The sequence below is a fragment of the Sphingomonas sp. CV7422 genome, from assembly GCF_027945725.1.
Lineage (GTDB): Bacteria > Pseudomonadota > Alphaproteobacteria > Sphingomonadales > Sphingomonadaceae > Sphingomonas > Sphingomonas kyungheensis.
Window position 1 is genome coordinate 2,791,180 of record NZ_CP115900.1, and the last position, 19,948, is coordinate 2,811,127.

Sequence of the window (19,948 nt, forward strand, 5' to 3'; positions counted from 1 at the left end):
AATCGTCCGACATCTGCGCTGGTCCGAACAGCTCGCGCGAGCCTCCGCGACGAACGGCAGCGACACCACGGCAGCGGTCATAAACACCGCATATCAACGCTTTCCTGCCCCCTGCCCGCGCATCTACGACCATGACCTTATGTCTTACTTATCGACATTCCGGCCGCGCTTTGGTAGCGCCACCATAACAGACGGACGCCGCGGCGGCCGACGCGAACCGGGAGGATGACGATGATGGGCAGGACTGCGCGGTGGCTCGCTGCGCCTTTGCTGGCGACGATGCTGGCTGGACAACCGGTCGCGGCGCAGACCGCCGCGCCGCTGCCCAGGATCATCGCGCGCGATGGCCGCCACGCGCTGCTCGTCGACGGCGCACCCTTCCTGATGCTCGGCATCCAGGCGAACAACAGCAGCAATTATACCGGCATGCTGCCCAAGGTCTGGCCGATGGTCGAGCGGATCCACGCCAATACGCTCGAAATCCCGGTCGCCTGGGAACAGGTCGAGCCGGTCGAGGGGCAGTTCGACTTCTCCTATGTCGACGCCCTGCTCACCGGCGCGCGGACGCATGACACGCGGCTGGTGCTGCTCTGGTTCGGCACCTGGAAGAACACCGGGCCGAGCTATACCCCCGCCTGGGTCAAGAGCGATCCCAGGCGCTTCCCGCGGATGCGCAAGGCGGACGGCTCGACCCACCCGACCTTCACCCCGCATGCGCGCACCACGCTGGAGGCGGACAAGCGCGCTTTCGTGGCGCTGATGCAGCATCTCAAGGCGAACGATCCCGACCACCGCGTCATCATGGTGCAGGTCGAGAACGAGACCGGCGTCTATGGTCAGAACCGCGATCTGTCGCCCACGGCGCAGGCGCTGTTCCGCCAGCCGGTGCCGGCGGCCCTCGCCAAGACGACCGGCAAGCGCGGCGACTGGACGACGGTCTATGGCAAGCTCGCCGAGGCGGCGTTCAACGGCTGGTACGTCGCGCGCTATGTCGACGAGATCGCCGCGGCGGGACGGGCGGTGCTCGACCTGCCGATGTACGCCAATGCCGCGGTCGGCAGCCCGTTCGCGACGCCCGGCGAGGACGGCGGCGCGAGCGGCGGGCCGAACTGGACGATCATCGACGTGTGGAAGGCCGCCGCCCCGCATCTCGATGTCGTCGCGCCCGATCTCTACAATGCCGATCCCAAGACCTATGCCGCCTTCCTCAAGCTCTACGGCCGCCCCGACAATGCGCTGATGATCCCGGAGACGGGCAATGCCGTCGCCTATGCGCGCTATCTGTGGCCGGTGCTTGGCCATGGCGGCATCGGTTTCTCGCCGTTCGGCTTCGACGATACCGGCTATGTCAATTATCCGCTCGGCAGCAAGGTGATCGACGCGGCGACGGTCGCCGCCTTCGGCGACAAGTTCGCGCTGATGGCGCCGAACGCGCGCGGCTGGGCGAAGATGTCGCTGGCGCATCCGACCTGGGGCAGCGCCAAGCCCGCCGACGCGAGCGACGAGACCGGCACGATGGGCCGCTGGACGATCACCGCGCAATATGGCCAGTGGCAGTTCGGCGACCGCGATTCGCAGTGGCTCAAGTCCGATCCCAACCCGACCCGCGACCAGCCGGTCGGCGGCGTCGCGGTGGCGCAGCTCGGGCCGGACCAGTTCCTGCTCGCCGGCTCCGACGTCCGCGTCAAATTCGACCGGGCGAGTGCGGTCAAGGGCGAAAACAGCCAGTATCTCAGCGTCGAGGAAGGCAGCCTCGATGCCGCCGGGACGTGGACGACCTTGCGCGTCTGGAACGGCGACCAGACGGATTACGGCCTCAACCTGACAAAGCCGACGTTGCTGCGCGTGACGCTCGGCACCTATCGCTAGCCTCCCCGATGTTCCGTCCGGGCCGAGCCTGTCGAAGCCCCGCTATCCACCGGCGACCCCGCGCCGGTGGCCCTGTCCTTCGACAGGCATCGGGCGGACGGATTTCTCTTCCCTGCCGATCAGGATCAGACCGATGACCTTCCGTTTCCTCGCCCGCGCCGTCGCGGCTCTTGCCGTCTCCGTCTCCGGCGCGGCGCTCGCCGCCGAGGTGCAGCGCATCGACCAGGGCGTCGTCGTCACGCCCGACAGCGGTCCGGCCAAGCGCGTCCGCGTCGTCGCTTATGGCGATGACAGCTTTCGCGTCACCGCCGTTCCCGGCACCGACCTCGCGCTGCCCGACAGCCTGATGGTCGTCGCCAAGCCGCATGGCGCGCCGCAGATCAGCGAGAGCGCCGGCGCGGTGACGCTGCGCCTCGCCAAGGCGAGCGCCGAGATCCGCCTGTCCGACGGTCACCTCACCGTTCGCGACGCCGCGGGCAAGGTGCTGCTCGACGAGGCGCCCCGCGCCGCGTTCGGCACCAGCGTCGAGGGAAAAAATTATCTGGCGACGCAGCAGCAGTTCAACCGCGCCAGCGACGAAGGCTTCTACGGCCTCGGCCAGCATCAGAACCGGCAGATGAACTACAACGGCGAGGACGTCGAACTCGCCCAGCACAATATGGACATCGCCATCCCGTTCGTCGTCTCGACGCGCAATTACGGGCTGCTGTGGGACAATAATTCGATCACCCGCTTCGGTAATCCCAAGCCTTATGCCTTGGTCGGCGACGGGCTGAAGGTGGCGAGCAACGGCAAGCCGGGCTGGACCGCGCAATATTATCTCGGCGACCGGCTGGCGGCGACGCGGCAGGAAGCGACGATCAACTATCAATATATCAAGGATCAGGCGCGCTGGCCGGCCGAGGCCAAGGCGCAGACCGTCGCCTCCGCCGACAGCGGCCAGAATACCGCCGGCAAGGTGGTCGGCAAGCAGCGCGTCGTGTGGACCGGCACGGTCGATCCGACGATCACCGGCACGCACAAATTCCGCGTCTATGGCTCGAGCTATTTCAAGGTCTATGCCGACGGCAAGCTGGTGCTCGACCGCTGGCGGCAGAACTGGAACCCCTGGTACCATAATATCGACCTGCCGATGACCGCCGGCAAGCCGGTGGCGATCCGCATCGAATGGGAGCCCAACGCCGGTTACATGGCGTTCTTCCACAATGATCCACTGCCCCAGGCGGATCGTCATTCGCTGTGGCTGTCGTCGGAGGCGGGCAAGGCGGTCGACTATTATGTCGTCGCGGGCAAGGATATGGACGATGTCGTCGCCGGCTATCGCGGGCTGACCGGCAAGGCGCCGATGATGCCGCAATGGGCCTATGGCTTCTGGCAGAGCCGGCAGCGCTACGAGACGCAGGAGCAATTGGTCGGCGTCGTGCGCGAATATCGCAAGCGGCAGATCCCGCTCGACAATATCGTCGAGGATTGGTTCTACTGGCCGCAGGATCAATGGGGCAGCCACCAGTTCGACAAGACCCGCTTCCCCGACCCCAAGGGGATGGTCGACGAGGTGCACAAGCTCAACGCGCAGCTGATGATCTCGGTCTGGCCGAAATTCTATCCCAATACCGACAATGCCAAGGAACTCGCCGCCAAGGGCTTCCTGTATCAGGGCAACCTCAAGCTGAAGAACAAGGACTGGGTCGGGCCGGGTTATCTCAACACCGACTATGATCCCTATTACCCGGAGGCGCGCAAGATCTACTACCGGCAGGTGCGCGACAATCTCGTCAAGCTCGGCATCGACGCCTGGTGGATGGACGCGACCGAGCCCGACATCCATTCCAACCTGTCGATCGACGAGCGCAAATACGTCATGGGTCCTAATGCGCTCGGGCCGGGCGGCGCCTATTTCAACAGCTTCCCGCTGGTCCATGCCGCCGGCTTCGCCGAGGGGCTGCGCGAGACCAATCCGGATACGCGGCCGTTCATCCTCACCCGCTCGGGCTTCGCCGGCTTGCAGCGCGCCAGCGCGGCGCTCTGGTCTGGCGATGTCGCCGCACGATGGGACGATCTGCGCGACCAGATCTCGGCGGGCGTCAATCTGTCGATGTCGGGCGTGCCCAACTGGACGCACGACATCGGCGGCTTCGCGGTCGAGGATCGCTATACCAACGCCGAGCCGGCCGCACTGCCCGAATGGCGCGAGCTCAACCTGCGCTGGTTCCAGTTCGGCGCGTTGAGCCCGCTGTTCCGCAGCCATGGCGAGACGCCGAAGCGCGAAATCTACGAACTGAGCGCGAGCGATCCGGCGATGGCGGCGTCGATGCTCTGGTACGACCAGCTCCGCTACCGGCTGATGCCCTATATCTACACGACCGCGGCGGATACGTTCTTCAAGGACGGCAGCATCATGCGCGGGCTGGTCATGGACTATGCCGCCGACCGCAAGGCGTGGAACGTCGACGACGAATATCTGTTCGGCCGCGATCTCCTCGTCGCGCCGGTGACCGCGTTCAAGGCGCGCTCGCGTGCGGTGTATCTGCCTGCCGGGGCCGACTGGTACGATTTCGCCACCGGCCAGCATTATGCCGGCGGTCAGGCGATCACCGCGGCGGCACCCTATGAACGGATGCCGCTGTTCGTTCGCGCCGGCGCGATCCTGCCGACCGGGCCGGCGGTGCAATATGCGCGCGAACAGCCGGGCGGGCCGATCGTCCTCCACGTCTTCACCGGCAAGGACGGCGCCTTCTCGCTGTACGAGGACGACGGCGTCTCGCAGGGCTATGCCAAGGGCAAGTACGCGCGCGTGCCGGTGGCGTGGAACGAGGCAAGCCGCACGCTGACGATCGGCGCGCGCACCGGGGACTATCCGGGCATGCCCGCGACCCGCGCGATGTCGGTACGCTTCCACACGCCGGGCAAGGCCGAGCCGGTCGACTTCACCGAGAATGGCACGACGCAGGTGACGTATAGCGGCAAGCCGATGACGATCCGGATAAAGTAAGGCGCCCTGCCCGCTCGGAGGCGAAGAGCGTTTCGCAGGTGATCTGAGCTCCCGTGTAGGCGGGAGCCCAGTGTCTTCCGCCACAAGCGGGCGCTCTGCTTGGCCACTGGATTCCCGCCTTCGCGGGAATACTTAGCGGCTTTTTCGACCATCCCGGCGAAGGCCGGGATCCAGATGGGCAGACCGTCGGATACTGTTGCCGACCTTCATCCAACTGGACCCCGGCCTCCGCCGGGGTGGGCCTGATTTGAGCCGGACGGATTTTCGAAGACGCATCGTGACCGCGGGAATGCTGGACGAGATAACCGACGGCCGACCGACGGCCTGCCCGCTACCCCGCGAACACCCCCTTGCGCCGCGCATAGGCCGCGAACAGCGTCGGCCAGGCCGCGGCGGGCATCGTCTTGGCGAGGCGGGTGCCGAAGCCATGGCCACCTTCGTCGAACACGTGCAACTCGGCCGGCCGCTTCGCGGCGAGCAGCGCGGCATACATGTTGAGGCTGTTGGCGATCGGCACCGTGTCGTCGTCGCTGGCGTGGACGAGGAAGACCGGTGGCGTCTCCGCCGTGATGCGCCGCTCGACCGAGGCGGCCGCGACGGTCGCCGCATCCGGCGTCGGCCCGAGCAGATTGTCGCGCGAGCCGCGGTGGGTGATCGCCGCGTCCATGCTGATCACCGGATAGATCAGCCCGGCGAGATCGGGGCGCGCCGACAGACGGTCGGCGGCATCGATCGGGGCATAGGTCGCCTCGCCATGCCGAGTCGCCAGCGAACCCGCGAGATGACCGCCCGCCGAAAAGCCGAGCACCGCGACGCGCGTGGGATCGACGCCGAAGCTCGCCGCGCGGCTGCGGATTAGCCGCATCGCGCGCTGCGCGTCCTGCAGCGGCACCAGCCGGCGGTCGTTCCAGCCCTCGCCCGGCAGGCGATAGAGCAGGATGAAGCAGGTGACGCCCAGCGCATTGAGCCAGCGTGCCTGCTCGACGCCCTCATTGTCGTAGGAGAGGAAGCCATAGCCGCCGCCCGGCACCAGCAGCACCGCCGCGCCGGTGGCGCGCGCCGGGCGTTTGACGACCAATGCGGGCGCGTCGATCCCGGTCACCCAGCGGTCGTCGAAGCCCGCGGTCTTCGAGCGTTGCTCGATCTTGCGGGTGATCGCGGTGCCGCGCGCGCCCGGAATACGCCCCGGCCACAGCGGCACGACCTCCTCGCCCGCCGCGGTCTGCGCGCCCGCTCCGCTCGCGGCGGCGAGCGTCAGCAGCGTTGCGCCGCCGATCAGCCCGCGCCGCGACCAGTCGGCGCCGCTCACTTGCCACCGCAGGCGATGGCGTTGGTCGCGCTGCCGATGCGGATCGTCGACACGTCGACACCGAGCGCAGCACTGCTGGTCAGCGCGAACGGCTTGGTCACCTTGCCCATCGTCAGCCCCTGATTGGCGAAGCAGCGCAGCGGCACCGCGACGCTGGTCCAGTCGCCGACGCGCATCGCCCCGGTCAGCGGCACGGTCGCCGTCTTGGCGGTATCGGCAACGTCGAGCGTCACCGTCCCCGCCGGTGCGGCGGTGACGCGATATTCGACGATCAGGCTGAGGTCGCCGTTGGTCTCGCGGGTCAGGTCGATCGGCGTCGCCTGTTCGATCGCGACGCTGCCGGCGCCGCTATAGGCGAGACGCAGACTATCCTCCTGCCCGCGCCGATCGGTGCGCGTCTGGACCACCGCGCCGCTCGGGCCGATGCGCGCACCGCCGACGACACGGCCGCGCACGAACAGCGCGTTCTGATCCGCCGCCGACACCTTGGGCTTGGTCTCGTCGAGCCGGCCGAGCGTGGTGTGATCGGCATAGGTCATGCCGAAGCCGATCGGGAACAGCGGATCATAGCCGGGATCGCGCTTGTTGAGCACGTTCTGGTCGATCCGCTTGGGCCAGCTGAAGCTCAGCTTGCCGTGGAAGTCGGCGACCGGGCGGCCGTTCTTGCCGGCGATCAGCAGGTCGGCGACGCCGCCGCCCTCGGTGCCCGGCAGGAAGGCGGCGACGAAGGCGTCGGCGGCGTTCATCTCGGGATTGACCCACATCGGCCGGCCCGAGAGGAACACCGCGACGGTCGGCACGCCCGCCGCCTTGAGCTTCTTGAGCAGCGCGAGGTCGCTCTTGTCGTCCGGGCTGTACTCCAGGCTCGGACGGTCGCCGGTGAATTCGGCATAGGGCGTCTCGCCGAAGACGACGATCGCGACGTCGGGCTTGGCGGTGAAGGCGCCGTCGACGGCGAGCGTCGCCTTGCCGCCGGCCGCCCGCGCCGCGGCGTCGATCCCCGACCAGATCGACTGGCCGTTGGGGAAATTCTTGTTGGTGACGTCGGTGCCCTGCCAGGTGATCGACCAGCCGCCGGCCTGCTGGCCGATGTCGTCGGCGCCGCGGCCGGCGACGAGGATGTTGGCGCCCGGCTTCACCGGCAGCACGTTGCCGTTGTTCTTGAGCAGCACCAGCGACTCGCGCACCGCCTGCCGCGCGATGGCGCGATGTTCGGGCGCGCCGAGCAGCGCGAACTTGCCCGACATCGGCCGCGCCGAGGGGCGGCCATTGTCGAACGTGCCGGCGATCACCTTGACGCGCAGGATGCGGCGCACCGCATCGTCGAGCCGCGCGGCGGGGATCGTCCCCGCCTTCGCCTCGCGCAGCGTATTGGCGTAGAGCTCCTTCCACTTCGGGCCGGAGTACATGAACATGTCGAGCCCGGCATTGATCGCGGGGGCGCAATCCTCGTTGGTGCAGCCGGTCACCTGCCCGTGCGCGTTCCAGTCGCCGATGGTAAAGCCCTGGAAGCCCCAGCGATCCTTGAGCACGCCGGTGAGCAGGCTCTTGTTGCCGGTCATCTTCTCGCCGTTCCAGCTCGAGAAGCTCGGCATGACGGTCAGCGCACCGGCGGGCAGCGCGGTCATATAGCCGGCGGCGTGGACGTCGCGCAGCACCGTCTCCGACACGCGCGTATCGCCCTGGTCATGACCACCGGTGCCGCCGTCGCCGAGGAAATGCTTGACCGAGGAGATGACGTGGCCGGGCTTCATGAAGTCCTGCCCGATCGTGCCCTGGATGCCCTCGACCATCTGGCCGGCATAGGAAGCGACGATCGCCGGATCCTCCGAATAGCTTTCGTAGGTGCGGCCCCAGCGGTCGTCCTGCACGACCGCGACGGTCGGCGCGAAGCTCCAGTCGATGCCGGTGGCGGCGGTCTCGAGCGCGGTGACCGCGCCGATCTTCTTGATCAGCGCCGGGTCGCGCATCGCGCCGAGGCCGATATTGTGCGGGAACAGCGTCGCGCCGACGATATTGTTGGCGCCGTGCACCGCATCGGTGCCCCAGATCACCGGCACCACCGGACGACCGTCGCTGCGCTTGACCGAGGCGTCGTAGAAGGCGTCGAACAGCTTGAGCCATTCCGGCGCGGGGGCGAATTCATCGCCGTTGGGCGCCGAATTGCCGCCGTTGAGGATCGAGCCGAGCTTGTAGGTCTCGAGATCCCTGGGCGTGATGCTGGCGATGTCGACCTGGATCAGCTGGCCGACCTTGTCCTCGATGCTCATCTTGGCGAGGATCGCGGCGACGCGCGCCTCGACCTTCGGGTCCTGCTTCAGCTGCATCGGCAGCACCGGCCACTGATCGGGATGCGCGGTCGCGGCGGCGGGCAGCGCGGCCTGTTGCTGCGCCAGCGCCGGCATCGCGCCTGCGATCAGCGCCATCGCCGCACCTGCCGTAGCGAACCTCAAAGCCATCATTCTCTCCCTGCGCGCACGCCTTTTTGACAGCGGAACCAAGACCGTGCCGGGACGCCCTTGTCAACGTTGACAATGTCCGTGCGGGTAAGCGTGTGGCCGCATCCCGCCACCCTCGGCCTGTTATTCGTCCGAGCCCTATCCGCCATCTGGCACCAAGCGCGAATTTCCCGATGGAGATCAGGACCCGAACGGGCATAAGGCAGCGGTATCAGACGCGCCGCCGACGGCGCGGGAACGCGAGGGGAGGACAGGTGGCGGGCGAGGAGCGGATCAGGGTGGTGATCGTCGGGGGCGGCACCGCCGGCTGGATGACCGCCGCGGCGCTTGCGACGCTGGCGCCCGGCGCCGCCGAGGTCCACCTGATCGAATCGGCGGAAATCGGCATCGTCGGTGTCGGCGAGGCGACGCTGCCGCACCTGCGCGCCTTCGTCACCCGGCTCGGCATCGACGAGGCGGCGTTCATGGCGGCGACCCATGCGACGTTCAAGCTCGGCATCGAATTCCGCGACTTCGGCGCGATCGGCGATGCCTATATCCACCCCTTCGGCAGCTATGGCCGGGCGCTCGACGGGGTCGGCTTCCATCATTACTGGCTGCGCCGCCATCATGCCGGCACGGTGCCGCCGATCGGCGACTATTCGACCGCGGTGGCCGCGGCGGCGGCGCTGCGCTTCACCCGGCCGGGTGCCGATCCGCACGATCTCGCCAATGCCTATGGCTATGCCTATCAGTTCGACGCGACGCTGTTCGGCCCCTTCCTGCGCTGCCATGCCGAGGCGCGCGGCGCGAAGCGCACCGAGGGCCGCGTCGTCTCGGTCGAACGCGACGGCGAGAGTGGCGACATCGCCGCGGTGACGCTCGCCGACGGCACACGGATCGCGGGCGACCTGTTCATCGACTGTTCGGGCTTTCGCGCATTGCTGATCGGCGGGACGCTGGACGAGGCGTGGGAGGACTGGTCGCACTGGCTGCCGTGCGACCGTGCGGTCGCCGCGCCCTGCGCCTCGCCCGAAGGCGGGATCGAGCCCTATACCCGCGCCACCGCGATGGCGGCGGGATGGCGCTGGCGCATCCCCCTCACCCACCGCATCGGCAACGGCTATGTCTATGCGAGCGAGTATCTGAGCGAAGGCGCGGCGACCGACGCTTTGGTCGCCGCGATGGAGAGCCCGCCGCTCGCCGAGCCGCGCCACCTGCGCTTCCGCGCCGGGCGGCGGCGGCGCAGCTGGGTCGGCAACGTCGTGTCGATCGGGCTCGCCTCGGGCTTTCTCGAACCGCTCGAATCGACCAGCATCTATCTGGTGCAGATGGCGATCACCCAGTTGATCGAGCATTTCCCGGCGGCGCGGGTCTGCGCCGCCGATCGCGACGGCTTCAATACATTGGTCGATGCGGAATACGACCGGCTGCGCGACTTCCTGATCCTTCATTATCACGCGACGACGCGCGACGATTCGCCGTTCTGGGATCATGTCCGCACGATGACGATCCCCGACAGCCTCACCGCCGCCATGACCCTGTGGCGGCAGACCGGGCAGGTCGCGCGCTACACCCACGGCCTGTTCCTCGAACCGAGCTGGATCGCGGTCTATCTCGGTCAGAACATCGTTCCCGAGGGCTGGGACCCGCGCGCCGACCTGCCCGACGGCGCGTCGCTCGACCGGGCGCTCGCCGCGCTCCGTGGCGGCATCGCCGGTGCGGTCGCGGCGATGCCCGATCATGCCGCCTATCTCGGAACCGCGGCGTGAACCGGCGCGAAGCGCTGCACGACATCGTCGTCGTCGGCGGCGGGATCGTCGCGCTGACCGCCGCCATCGCCTTCGCCCGCGCCTTGCCGCGCGCGACGGTCAGCCTCGTCGCGACCAAAGCCGATCCGGCGGCGCTCGCCGACCGGTTGCCGGCGGTGACCCCCGCGGTCGCCGAGATGTTCGAGACGCTCGGCCTCGACGAGGCGGCGCTGGTCGCGGGCGGCGTCGCGACGCACCGGCTGGGCGAACGGTTCGCCTGGGGCGAGCCGGCGTTCACGGTCGGCGAAGGCGACGGCGTCGCCAATCTCGCCGGGGCACCGCCGCACCAGCTATGGCGCGCGCATGGCGAGGGCGCGTTCGAAACGCTGGTGCCGGCGGCGGTGCTCGCGCAGGCGGAGCGGTTCGCCCCGCCCGCCGAGGACCGCGCGTCGCTGCTGTCGTCGCTCAACTACACGCTGCGGCTCGATCCCGAGGCGCTGACCCCGGCGCTGCTCGCCGCGATGCGCGCAGCCAGGGTGCGGCTGATCGCGCCGACCTCGCTGTCGGTCGAGCGGCAGGCGGGACAGACCATCGCCCTGCTGGTCGACGGTGGCACGCGGCTGACCGCGGATCTGTTCATCGACGCGAGCGGACCGGCGGCGTTGCTCGCGGCCGAGGATGCGGCCTGGGTCGACTGGCGCGCGACCCTGCCCGTCGACCGGCTGCTGCTCGCCGCCGCCGCGGCCAGGCCATCGCCGCTCGACCGCTATGAGGCGGGCAGCCATGGCTGGGGCGCGCGCTGGCCGCTGGCACGGCGGACGCTCGTCGGCTTTGCCTATGCGCGTGAGACGACCAACGACGCGCGCGCCGCCAAGGAACTGCCCGGCCCGGCGGAGCGGATCGCGCTCCATCCGCGACGGCAGGTCGCGCCGTTCGCCGGCACGGTGCTGGCGATCGGCGATGCCGCCGCGGCGCTCGGGCCGCTCGGCTGGCCCGGCTATACGCTGGCGCTCGCGCAGCTCGAACTCGCGCTGTCGCTGATGCCGGCGCGCACGCCCGAACCGTTGCTGATCGCGGAATACAACCGCCGCGCGACATTGCGCGCCGAACGCCTGCATGCCTATGCCGCCGCTTTCTATCTCGCGGGAACGGCAAGGCGCGGCAGCTTCTGGCATGCGGCGCGCAAGGCCGAGCCGCCCGCCGAGCTTGCCACCGCGCTCGCGCAATTCGGCCAGCGCGGCACGCTGCCGCCGGTCGAGGAGGAGATGGTCGCGCCGGCGCAATGGTGGCAGGCGCTGATCGGACTGGGCGTATCGCCGCAGCGGCGCGATCCGGTCGCGCTGTCGGTGCCGCGGGTCAGCGCCATCGCGGCGATGACGCAGCTGCGCACCGCGATCGCCGCGCTGCCCGCGCAACTGCCCCCCTATCCCGCCTGGCTGGCGCAGGCCGGCGGAGCGCGCAGCCGATGAACCCGCCGATCCGCAGCGTCGTGATCGTCGGCGGCGGCACCGCCGGCTGGATGGCCGCCGCGGCGGCGGCCCGCTTCCTCAACGACGGGCAGCGGACGATCACCCTGATCGAATCGGAGGCGATCGGCACGGTCGGCGTCGGCGAGGCGACGATCCCGCCGATCCGCGGCTTCAACGCGCGGATCGGCCTCGACGAGGCGAGCTTCCTGCGCGCGACCGGCGGCACGCCGAAGCTCGGCATCGAGTTCGTCGGCTGGGGCGCTCTGGGCGAGCGCTACATGCACCCCTTCGGCACCGTCGGCCATGAGATCGAGGGGCTCAACTTCCATCAATTGTGGCTGCGCCTGCGCGACCGGGCGGAGATCGGCAGCTACGGCGATTATGCGATCGCCGCGGTGGCGGCGCGGGCCGGACGCTTCGCGCCTCCCGCCGGCGATCCGCGTTCGCCGACCGGGCAGCTCGATTACGCCTATCATTTCGACGCCGGCCTCTATGCCGCGCTGCTGCGCGGTCATGCCGAGGCGCAAGGGGTGACGCGGATCGAGGGCCGGATCACCGGCGTCGAGCGCGACGCGCGCGGCCATGTCGCCGCCGTGCGGCTGGAGGGCGACCGCCGCGTCGCGGGCGAGCTGTTCCTCGACTGCACCGGCTTCCGCAGCCTGCTGCTCGGCGAGACGATGGGCGTCGCCTTCGAGGATTGGTCGCACTGGCTGCCCTGCGATCGCGCCATCGCGCTGCCGACCGCGCGGCAGGGGTCGCTCCTGCCCTATACGCAGGCGACCGCGCATGATGCCGGCTGGCAGTGGCGCATTCCGTTGCAGCACCGCACCGGCAACGGCCATGTCTATGCCAGCGCCTTCACCGACGACGAAACCGCCGAGCGGGTGCTGATGGCGAACCTCGACGCCGCGCCGACCGCCGAACCGCGCCGCCTGTCGTTCCGCGCCGGCCGGCGGACAAAATTGTGGGCGGGCAACGTCGTCGCGCTCGGACTGGCCGGCGGGTTCCTCGAGCCGCTCGAATCGACCAGCATCCACCTGATCCAGGACGGAATTTCGAAGCTGTTCGCGCTTTTCCCGGACCAGGGCTTCGGCACGGTCGAGCGGGACGAATATAACCGGCTCATGGGCGATCAATATGCCGCGATCCGCGACTTCATCATCCTCCATTATGCCGCGACGCGCCGCGACGATACGCCGTTCTGGCGGCATGTCGGCACGATGGCGCTGCCCGAGACGCTGATCCGCAAGCTCGCGCTGTTCCGCGAAAAGGGCCGCATCTTCCGCTACGACGACGAATTGTTCACCGTGCCGAGCTGGGTGGCGGTGCTGCTCGGCCAGGGCATCGTGCCAAGCGGCTACGACCCGATCGTCGATGCGCTCGACGCCGATCGCGTCGCCGGCGCACTGCGGCAGATGCGACGCGGCTATGCGGCGGCGGCAGCGGCGATGCCGGCGCTGGGCTGAAGGGCTCCCGTCGTTTCGCATCGACCACGCCGCCCCCGCCAGCCGCTCCTGTCCAGCCTTCGCCGGCAGTCTTGCGGCTTTTCCCAAATGCCTGCGCAGCCAATCAAAGGTTATAGATAGGTCTGCATCGACGACATAGACCGTATACGAACGGGAAAGTCCCTTGCATCCGGCGCAATATAGGCGCTGTTGTCGTCAACATTTGGCGTAGCGGCAAATAATCCAAAGCGGTTCAATTACCGTTCGTTAAGCGGTGCGCCCTCACCTCGCCATGATCGACGAAAGGGGACGCAGGTGGAGCGTTGGGAGGACGGCGACTTCGGCCATGACACGGCGGACGTCGACGACACGCCGGAAGAGACGCAGGCGATCCGCAACGCGGTGGCGCAGGCGCTGGCGCTCGATCGCGAATTGCCGCTCGCCGCAGTGCTCAGCCGGGCGCGGATCGGCCTGTTGCATCGCGACCGGCAGCGGCGCGTCGTCGCGGTCAACGATCGCTTCTGCGAACTGGCGGGGCGGGATGCCGCGGCGCTCTCCGGGCTGGCGGTCGAGGCGTTGCTGCATCCCGACGATCTGTCGATGGTCACCGCCCTCTATGCCCGACATCAGATACGATCGACGCCGTTCGAGGTCGAGGCGCGCTTCGTCCGCCCCGACGGCAGCAGCCTGTGGTGCGACATCAACGTCTCGTTCGTCTGCGACGCCGCCGGCGTCGCGGTATCGACGATCACCATCGCGCAGGACATTTCCGCCCGCCGAGCCGCCGAGGAGCGGATGCGCGAAAGCGAGGAGCATTACCGTCATACCGTCGAACTGAACCCGCAGATCACCTGGACCGCCGGTCCGGGGGGCCAGATCGAATCGGTCAGCTCGCGCTGGGAGACGGTGACCGGCGGCAAGCCGAGCGAGGCGCTCGGTGCGCGCTGGTTGGTCGCGCTCCATCCCGAGGATCGCACGCCGACCGAGGCGGCGTGGCGCAAGGCGATCGCCAGCGGCGCGCCGGTCGACATCGAATATCGCCTCCGCTCGCCCGAGGGAGATTTCCGCTGGTTCCGCAGTCGCGCGGCGGCGCGCTGCGATGCCGCAGGCGCGACGATCCGCTGGTACGGGACGCTCGAGGACATTCACGATCGCAAGCTTGCCGAACGCGCGCTGCGCGACAGCGAGAAGCGTTTCCGCCTTGCCGCCCATGCCGCCGGGCTCGGCATATGGGACTATAACGCTCTGACCGGAACGCGCGAATGGTCGGACGAGCTGAAGGCGATGCTCGGCCTGCCCCTGGAGACGCCGGCGGCAGTGGCGCTCGCGCTCGCCCGCGTCGTCCCCGCCGACCGCCACCGCCTGCAGGCCCTGATCGCCGCCGTCGAGGCGGGCGACGGCAATCACCGGTTCGAGACGACGCTGCGCATCCTGCGCGCCGACACCGGCGCCGAACGCTGGATCAAGACCGGCGGGTGGCGGATCGAGGCGCCGTCGGGGCGGCTCAGCCGGGTGCTCGTCACCACCCGCGACGTGACCGAGGAACGCACCGCACAGGAGCGCATCCGCTTCGCCGCGCATCATGATTCGCTCACCGGCCTGCCCAATCGCGCGACCTTCAACGAGCGGCTCGAAACGGCAATCGCCAACAGCCGGCACCATGGCGGCGGCGTCGCGCTGGTGTTGATCGACGTCGATCACCTCAAGGAAACCAACGATACGGTCGGCCATGATGCGGGCGACGCCGTGCTCCGCGCGCTCGGCGAGCGGGTACATGGCGTCCTGGGCGATGGCTGCATGGTCGCGCGGCTCGGCGGTGACGAATTCGCCGCGGTGATCGAGAGTCCGGGCGAGGCGGCGGCGGAGGTCGCACGGGTGCGCGCCGCGCTCGCCGCGGTCCGCGAGCCATTGTCCTATGACGGCCGCATCCTCGATTGCCAGGCGACCGCGGGCGGATCGCTGTTCCCGGCGCATGGCGCGACCGCGACCGAATTGCTCAAGGCGGCGGACATCGCGCTCTATGCCGCCAAGGCGAACAGTCGCGGCGAGTTGCTGATGTTCGAACCGCCGATGCGCGCCGACCTGCAACGCCGCTCGTCGATGCTGAGCATCGCGCGCGACATCATCCGCGACGATCGCATCCTGCCCTATTACCAGCCCAAGATCGCCTTCACCTCCGGCACCGTCTGCGGGTTCGAGGCGCTGCTACGCTGGCACCATCCCACCTATGGCGCGCAGCTGCCGGCGACGATCGCCGCCGCGTTCGAGGATTACGATCTGGCGCAGGGGCTGAGCGAACGGATGCTCGGCGCGATCGTCGGTGACATGCGGCGCTGGCTCGATGCCGGGCTCGATTTCGGCCGGATCGCCTTCAATTTGTCGCCCGCCGAGTTCCGCCGCGACGACCTGACCGATCGCATCCTCGGCCGGCTGGCCCGCGCCGGCGTGCCCGCCGACCGGCTCGAACTCGAGGTGACCGAGACCGTGTTCGTCGGGCGCGGCGCCGAATGCGTCGCGACGATGCTCGAGACCTTCCACCGGGCCGGAGTGCATATCGCGCTCGACGATTTCGGCACCGGCTATGCCTCGCTCACCCATCTCAAGGCGTTTCCGGTCGATACGATCAAGATCGACCGCAGCTTCATCAACCATCTCGATCGCGATGCCGGCGATGCGGCGATCGTCGATGCGGTGGTCGCGCTCGGCCACCGGCTCGGCATGACCGTCGTCGCCGAAGGGATCGAGACAGAGGCGCAGGCGCATCACCTGCTCGCGCTCGGCTGCGACATCGGCCAGGGTTTCTGGTTCGGGCACAGCGGCCCGGCGGACACCGTGCCGTCGGTGCTGGCGCGCCGCCATCTAGTGCGCGTAGCGGGCTGAACGGTGGCAGGGCTTCGCAGGCATGACCGCTGCGGAGCCTCTTCCGACATGCCGGACCTGCTCCGGCATCCGCGCTCCCGCGAGAGCGTAAGCCGCTGATTCTGCGACACGGTGGACTCTGGGACACGTCCGGTGTGACGGCGCGATCTTGGTGAGAAGACCGCTGGGCTCCCGCTTGTGCGGGAGCAGTTCGGGCCATCACGGATGACGTCCCGAACAGCGGCGGACCCGGGTCGGGACCCGTATCCGCCGCCGCGCCTCAGTTGCGCATGCTGTCGGGGACGATGCCGCCGTTCTCTGCCAGCTTCGCCATCACCGCGCGGTGGAGGGCGATGTTCTGCTCCGCGCTGCCGTCCTCGCCGGCATGGACGCCGAGTTCCTGCGCCAGCTCCTTGCGCGCGGCGAGGCTCGAATCGAGGTCGAGCAGCTTGAGCAGATCGACGATCGACGACTGGTAATTGCCGCCGCCATTGCGCATCGACGCCATCTCCGACAGCACCGCGCCGACATCGACCGGCTGGGCGGCGGGCGACGGCGTCGGGACGGGCGCGGGCTGCGCGTCGGGAGCGGCGGCGGGGGCCGGCGTCGGTTCGGCCTGCGTGGTCTGCGGCGCAGGCGCCTCGCTCTTGTGGTGGAAGATCTTGCCCATGATGTTGCCGAAAATGCTCATCGCACGTCTCCTTCAGATGGATTTCTAGACGGATTTCGGGGTGGGAACGCGCCGGCCGCCGCTTCCGCTCCGTGATCGCAAAGGAACGCCGCGGGAGGCCGATACGTTGGCGGCGGGCAACATGGGAGATGACGATGTTCAAACCAGCCTTGATGATCGTGTCGGCGTCGGCACTGGCATTGGCGGCCTGCGGTCAGAAGACCAGCGACACCGCCGTCGCCAACGACAGCGCGACCTTCGACGCGGGCAATGCCGGCGTCGCCGATACCAATAGCACCGCAATGGCGACACCGGCGGCAGTGACCGGCAGCCAGGCGTTCGTCAACATGGCGGCGGCGAGCGACGCGTTCGAGATCACCACCTCGAAGCTCGCGCTCGACAATGGCGCGTCCGCGGCGGTCAAGAAATACGCCAACCAGATGATCTCTGCGCACACCGCCTCGACCGACAAGCTCAAGGCGACGACGGCGTCGCTGAGCCCGGCGCTCACCCCCGATCCCACGCTCACCGCGGCGCAGCAGGCGACGGTCGACTCGCTTAAGGGCCTGAAGGGCGCGACGTTCGATACGGCCTATATCCAGGCGCAGCAGGCGGCGCACCAGCAGACGCTCGACACGCTGAAGGGCTATGCGGCGACCGGCGACGTGGCGGCGCTCAAGACCTTCGCGAGCGGCCTGGTGCCGACGGTGGCGGCGCACCTCAACATGGCAAAGGGCCTCAAGGCCTGACGACAGAAAGGGGCGCCGACCGAAGCCGGCGCTCCTTGTTCTACGCCAGGACGCAATGACCGGTCCCGCCGACATCCGACCCGACCCCGGACGGAGCCGAAACGGGGCGGTGTGGCGCGGATCAGGCCGACGTCTTGCCGCGCAGCGTGTTGAGGATCGCCAGACCGACGACACCGGCAAGTGCGGCGGCGGCGAACGGACGCTCGTTGGCGAACTTACGCGCCCTGTCGGCGAGCGGCGCCGCGGTCTCGGCGACGGTTTCCTTGGCATCGCCGAAGGTCTTCTGCACCGAGCCGGTCAGCTGGTCGGCCACGCCCGAGGCCTGCGTCTCCTGATCGCCCGTCGCCTTGCCGAAGCCTTCCTTGAGCTTGCCGGTCAGGTCGCCTGCGGTGCCTTCGATCTGATCCTGGTTCATCGTCTCACTCCTCGTTGATGATCATGCCCAACGCGTAACGATCGCAGTGTTTCCGCAGGCGCGAACATGGCGGATCAGCGCGGGTGGCGGCGGGCGAGCGCGATCCCGGCGAGGTTCTTGGCGCGGGGGACGTAGCGCAGGTGGACCCGTCCGATCCCGGCGGTGGCGGCGCGGAAGGCGGCGAGATGCGGCTGCATCGCTGCGTTGCGGCATCGCCAGCGGCCGAGCGCCTGTTCGACGACGGTACGCGAATCGCCGAGGAACAGCGCATCGTCCGCCCCCGCGGCACGGGCGAGATCGGCGGCGGCGAGCAGCGCGAGCCATTCCGCGGTGCAGCTGTCGCCGGGGCCGAGATCGTCGCGGAGATGCACTTCGCCGCCGGCCACCACCGCGGTCTCCATGCCGCCGGGGCCGGGGCGCAGTCCGCCGTCGAAATAGAGCGTCATCCGATCCACGCCGCATCGCTTCGCCGAGCCGCGGGGCAAAGGCAAGCGATGCGACGCTTGCCCGCTCTGATGCGTTGCACCGCAATGCGCTCCCCTCCCCCGACGACTCCCGATGGCCGCTATATCGTCGTGCGCGGCCGCCTGTGGCGCCGGGCCGATCCGTCGCTGCCGCCCGAACGGCGCGAGGCGCTCGTCCACGCGTTGATGCAGGCGCGGCGCGCGGTCGGCGGCGCGCGCCGCGCCGGTGATGCCGAGGCGGAACAGGCCGCGCATGCCGGGGTCGATGCCGCCAAACATGCACTCGGCGAGCGCGGGCCGGTCTGGTGGCACGACGGGACGCCCGATCTCAACCGGCATATGGCGAAGAACACGCCCTATGCCGACTGGTTCGCGGCACTGGCATGAGCGCCGCCCGTCCCGCCCGGCCGTGGCTGCCGCGCCGCGTCCTCGTCACCCGCTCGGCATTGGCGTTCGACCATGGCCGCGCCATCGCCGAGCGCGCCGAGGCGCTCGGCATCCCGGTCGAGCGGCTGCCCGCCGACCGGCTCGCGCTCGGCCTGCCCGACGATCCCGCCGCCGCCTATGCCGCGGCGAAGAAGACATTGGCGGTGGTGGTCGCACCGCCGGGCAAGCTCAGGTTCCAGCCGATCGCGCCCTCGGCGGACTGGCGCGTCGACCTCGCCGAAGGCTGCCCGGCGCATTGCAGCTATTGCTATCTCGCGGGGTCGCTCAAGGGGCCGCCGATCACCCGTGCCTATGCCAATCTGCCCGATATCATCGCCGCGCTGCCGCGCTATCTCGGCGAGGGCACGATCACCTCGCGCTCGCGCGCCCGCGCCGACGAGGGCACGACGTATGAGGCGAGCTGCTACACCGACCCGCTCGCGCTCGAACATCTCACCGGCTCGCTGTCGGCGCTGATCGCCGCCTTCGGGCAATGGCAGGCGCCGGTGCAGCTGCGCTTCACCACCAAGTTCGACGCGGTCGCGCCGCTGCTCGACCTCGATCATCAGGGGCGGACGCGGATGCGCGCCTCGATCAACCCGGCGCCCTATGCGCGGTTCGAAGGCGGCACGAGCCCGGTCGCCGCGCGGCTCGCCGCGCTCGCCGCGATGGCGCGGGCGGGCTATCCGGTCGGACTGACGATCGCACCGATCATCGCCGCGGCGGGCTGGGAACAGGCCTATGGCACGTTGCTCGCCGAGGCGGGGGCGGCGCTGGCGGACGTCGAGGATTGCACGATCGAGCTGATCACCCACCGCTATACGCCGGGATCGAAGGCGGTGCTGGAGAGCTGGTATCCCGGATCGAAGCTCGACATGGGCGCCGCCGGGCGGGTCGAGAAGCGGACCAAGTTCGGCTCGGTCAAATATGTCTATGACGCGGCGACGATGGCGGCGCTGCGCAGCTTCTTCACCGCGGAGGTTGCGCGATGGCTGCCTAAGGCGCGGGTGCTGTACTGGACGTGAGAGGGCGGGAACGGCGGTCGCAGCGGCTGCGCAAATGCGGTCATCGTAGACTGACGAAACAACGACA

Annotated in this window: 14 protein-coding genes; 9 read left to right on the forward strand and 5 right to left on the reverse strand. The window is 69.1% G+C overall.

Annotated features, from left to right (window positions below):
* Positions 1-279 precede the first annotated feature (279 nt).
* Both PBN85_RS13290 and PBN85_RS13295 read left to right on the forward strand, forming a co-directional pair.
* Positions 280-1,869: a DUF5597 domain-containing protein gene (locus tag PBN85_RS13290; RefSeq protein ID WP_271299292.1), complete on the forward strand. Its 1,590-nt coding sequence runs from the start codon at positions 280-282 to the stop codon at positions 1,867-1,869.
* Positions 1,870-2,002: 133 nt separating this feature from the next.
* On the forward strand, positions 2,003-4,861 hold the full coding sequence (locus PBN85_RS13295) for a TIM-barrel domain-containing protein (protein ID WP_271299293.1): 2,859 nt from the start codon (positions 2,003-2,005) through the stop codon (positions 4,859-4,861).
* Between the two features lie 331 nt (positions 4,862-5,192).
* On the opposite strand, the gene PBN85_RS13300 is transcribed toward PBN85_RS13295, so the two are convergent.
* Both PBN85_RS13300 and PBN85_RS13305 read right to left on the reverse strand, forming a co-directional pair.
* Positions 5,193-6,170, reverse strand: a complete 978-nt coding sequence (locus tag PBN85_RS13300) for an alpha/beta hydrolase (RefSeq protein WP_081792951.1) — start codon at positions 6,168-6,170, stop codon at positions 5,193-5,195.
* Positions 6,167-8,629 (reverse strand): glycoside hydrolase family 3 N-terminal domain-containing protein, encoded by a 2,463-nt coding sequence (locus PBN85_RS13305; protein WP_443026747.1) that lies wholly within the window; start codon positions 8,627-8,629, stop codon positions 6,167-6,169. Before PBN85_RS13305 ends, PBN85_RS13300 begins: the two co-directional genes overlap by 4 nt.
* Positions 8,630-8,883: 254 nt before the next feature.
* On the opposite strand from PBN85_RS13305, the gene PBN85_RS13310 reads away from it, so the two are divergent.
* The 4 genes from PBN85_RS13310 (at position 8,884) to PBN85_RS13325 (ending at position 16,153) form a co-directional block, all read left to right on the forward strand.
* Positions 8,884-10,380, forward strand: coding sequence for a tryptophan halogenase family protein (locus PBN85_RS13310; protein WP_271299294.1), 1,497 nt, complete (start codon positions 8,884-8,886; stop codon positions 10,378-10,380).
* Positions 10,377-11,828 carry a tryptophan 7-halogenase gene (locus PBN85_RS13315; RefSeq protein ID WP_271299295.1) on the forward strand — a complete coding sequence of 484 codons (1,452 nt, stop codon included), beginning with the start codon at positions 10,377-10,379 and terminating at the stop codon, positions 11,826-11,828. Before PBN85_RS13310 ends, PBN85_RS13315 begins: the two co-directional genes overlap by 4 nt.
* Positions 11,825-13,294, forward strand: a complete 1,470-nt coding sequence (locus PBN85_RS13320; protein WP_271299296.1) for a tryptophan halogenase family protein — start codon at positions 11,825-11,827, stop codon at positions 13,292-13,294. Before PBN85_RS13315 ends, PBN85_RS13320 begins: the two co-directional genes overlap by 4 nt.
* Before the next feature lie 294 nt (positions 13,295-13,588).
* A complete protein-coding gene (locus PBN85_RS13325) occupies positions 13,589-16,153 on the forward strand; it encodes a sensor domain-containing protein (protein WP_271299297.1) in 2,565 nt (854 codons plus the stop codon).
* A 259-nt stretch (positions 16,154-16,412) separates the two neighbouring features.
* On the opposite strand, the gene PBN85_RS13330 is transcribed toward PBN85_RS13325, so the two are convergent.
* Positions 16,413-16,823: a DUF3597 domain-containing protein gene (locus PBN85_RS13330; RefSeq protein ID WP_271299298.1), complete on the reverse strand. Its 411-nt coding sequence runs from the start codon at positions 16,821-16,823 to the stop codon at positions 16,413-16,415.
* Between the two features lie 134 nt (positions 16,824-16,957).
* Here PBN85_RS13330 and PBN85_RS13335 point away from each other — a divergent pair, with 134 nt between their 5' ends.
* Complete coding sequence (locus tag PBN85_RS13335; RefSeq protein WP_271299299.1) at positions 16,958-17,551, forward strand: DUF4142 domain-containing protein; 594 nt, start codon at positions 16,958-16,960, stop codon at positions 17,549-17,551.
* A 121-nt stretch (positions 17,552-17,672) separates the two neighbouring features.
* On the opposite strand, the gene PBN85_RS13340 is transcribed toward PBN85_RS13335, so the two are convergent.
* Both PBN85_RS13340 and PBN85_RS13345 read right to left on the reverse strand, forming a co-directional pair.
* A complete protein-coding gene (locus PBN85_RS13340; RefSeq protein WP_271299300.1) occupies positions 17,673-17,966 on the reverse strand; it encodes a CsbD family protein in 294 nt (97 codons plus the stop codon).
* Positions 17,967-18,040: 74 nt separating this feature from the next.
* A complete protein-coding gene (locus PBN85_RS13345; protein WP_271300898.1) occupies positions 18,041-18,412 on the reverse strand; it encodes a reverse transcriptase-like protein in 372 nt (123 codons plus the stop codon).
* Positions 18,413-18,496: 84 nt separating this feature from the next.
* Between PBN85_RS13345 and PBN85_RS13350 the strand changes: the two genes are divergently transcribed.
* Both PBN85_RS13350 and PBN85_RS13355 read left to right on the forward strand, forming a co-directional pair.
* On the forward strand, positions 18,497-18,817 hold the full coding sequence (locus PBN85_RS13350; protein ID WP_037532651.1) for a hypothetical protein: 321 nt from the start codon (positions 18,497-18,499) through the stop codon (positions 18,815-18,817).
* Positions 18,814-19,881 carry a spore photoproduct lyase family protein gene (locus tag PBN85_RS13355; RefSeq protein ID WP_271299301.1) on the forward strand — a complete coding sequence of 356 codons (1,068 nt, stop codon included), beginning with the start codon at positions 18,814-18,816 and terminating at the stop codon, positions 19,879-19,881. The genes PBN85_RS13350 and PBN85_RS13355 overlap by 4 nt, the downstream gene beginning before the upstream one ends.
* Positions 19,882-19,948 lie beyond the last annotated feature (67 nt).

Excerpts from the sequence above, each read along its gene's own strand:
- PBN85_RS13335 (WP_271299299.1), top strand. The coding sequence starts at position 16,958 with ATGTTCAAACCAGCCTTGATGATCGTGTCGGCGTCGGCACTGGCATTG.
- PBN85_RS13290 (WP_271299292.1), top strand. The coding sequence starts at position 280 with ATGCTGGCTGGACAACCGGTCGCGGCGCAGACCGCCGCGCCGCTGCCC.
- PBN85_RS13355 (WP_271299301.1), top strand. The coding sequence starts at position 18,814 with ATGAGCGCCGCCCGTCCCGCCCGGCCGTGGCTGCCGCGCCGCGTCCTC.
- PBN85_RS13320 (WP_271299296.1), top strand. The coding sequence starts at position 11,825 with ATGAACCCGCCGATCCGCAGCGTCGTGATCGTCGGCGGCGGCACCGCC.
- PBN85_RS13330 (WP_271299298.1), bottom strand. The coding sequence starts at position 16,823 with ATGAGCATTTTCGGCAACATCATGGGCAAGATCTTCCACCACAAGAGC.
- PBN85_RS13350 (WP_037532651.1), top strand. The coding sequence starts at position 18,497 with ATGCGCTCCCCTCCCCCGACGACTCCCGATGGCCGCTATATCGTCGTG.
- PBN85_RS13345 (WP_271300898.1), bottom strand. The coding sequence starts at position 18,412 with ATGACGCTCTATTTCGACGGCGGACTGCGCCCCGGCCCCGGCGGCATG.
- PBN85_RS13340 (WP_271299300.1), bottom strand. The coding sequence starts at position 17,966 with ATGAACCAGGATCAGATCGAAGGCACCGCAGGCGACCTGACCGGCAAG.
- PBN85_RS13305 (WP_443026747.1), bottom strand. The coding sequence starts at position 8,629 with ATGGCTTTGAGGTTCGCTACGGCAGGTGCGGCGATGGCGCTGATCGCA.
- PBN85_RS13295 (WP_271299293.1), top strand. The coding sequence starts at position 2,003 with ATGACCTTCCGTTTCCTCGCCCGCGCCGTCGCGGCTCTTGCCGTCTCC.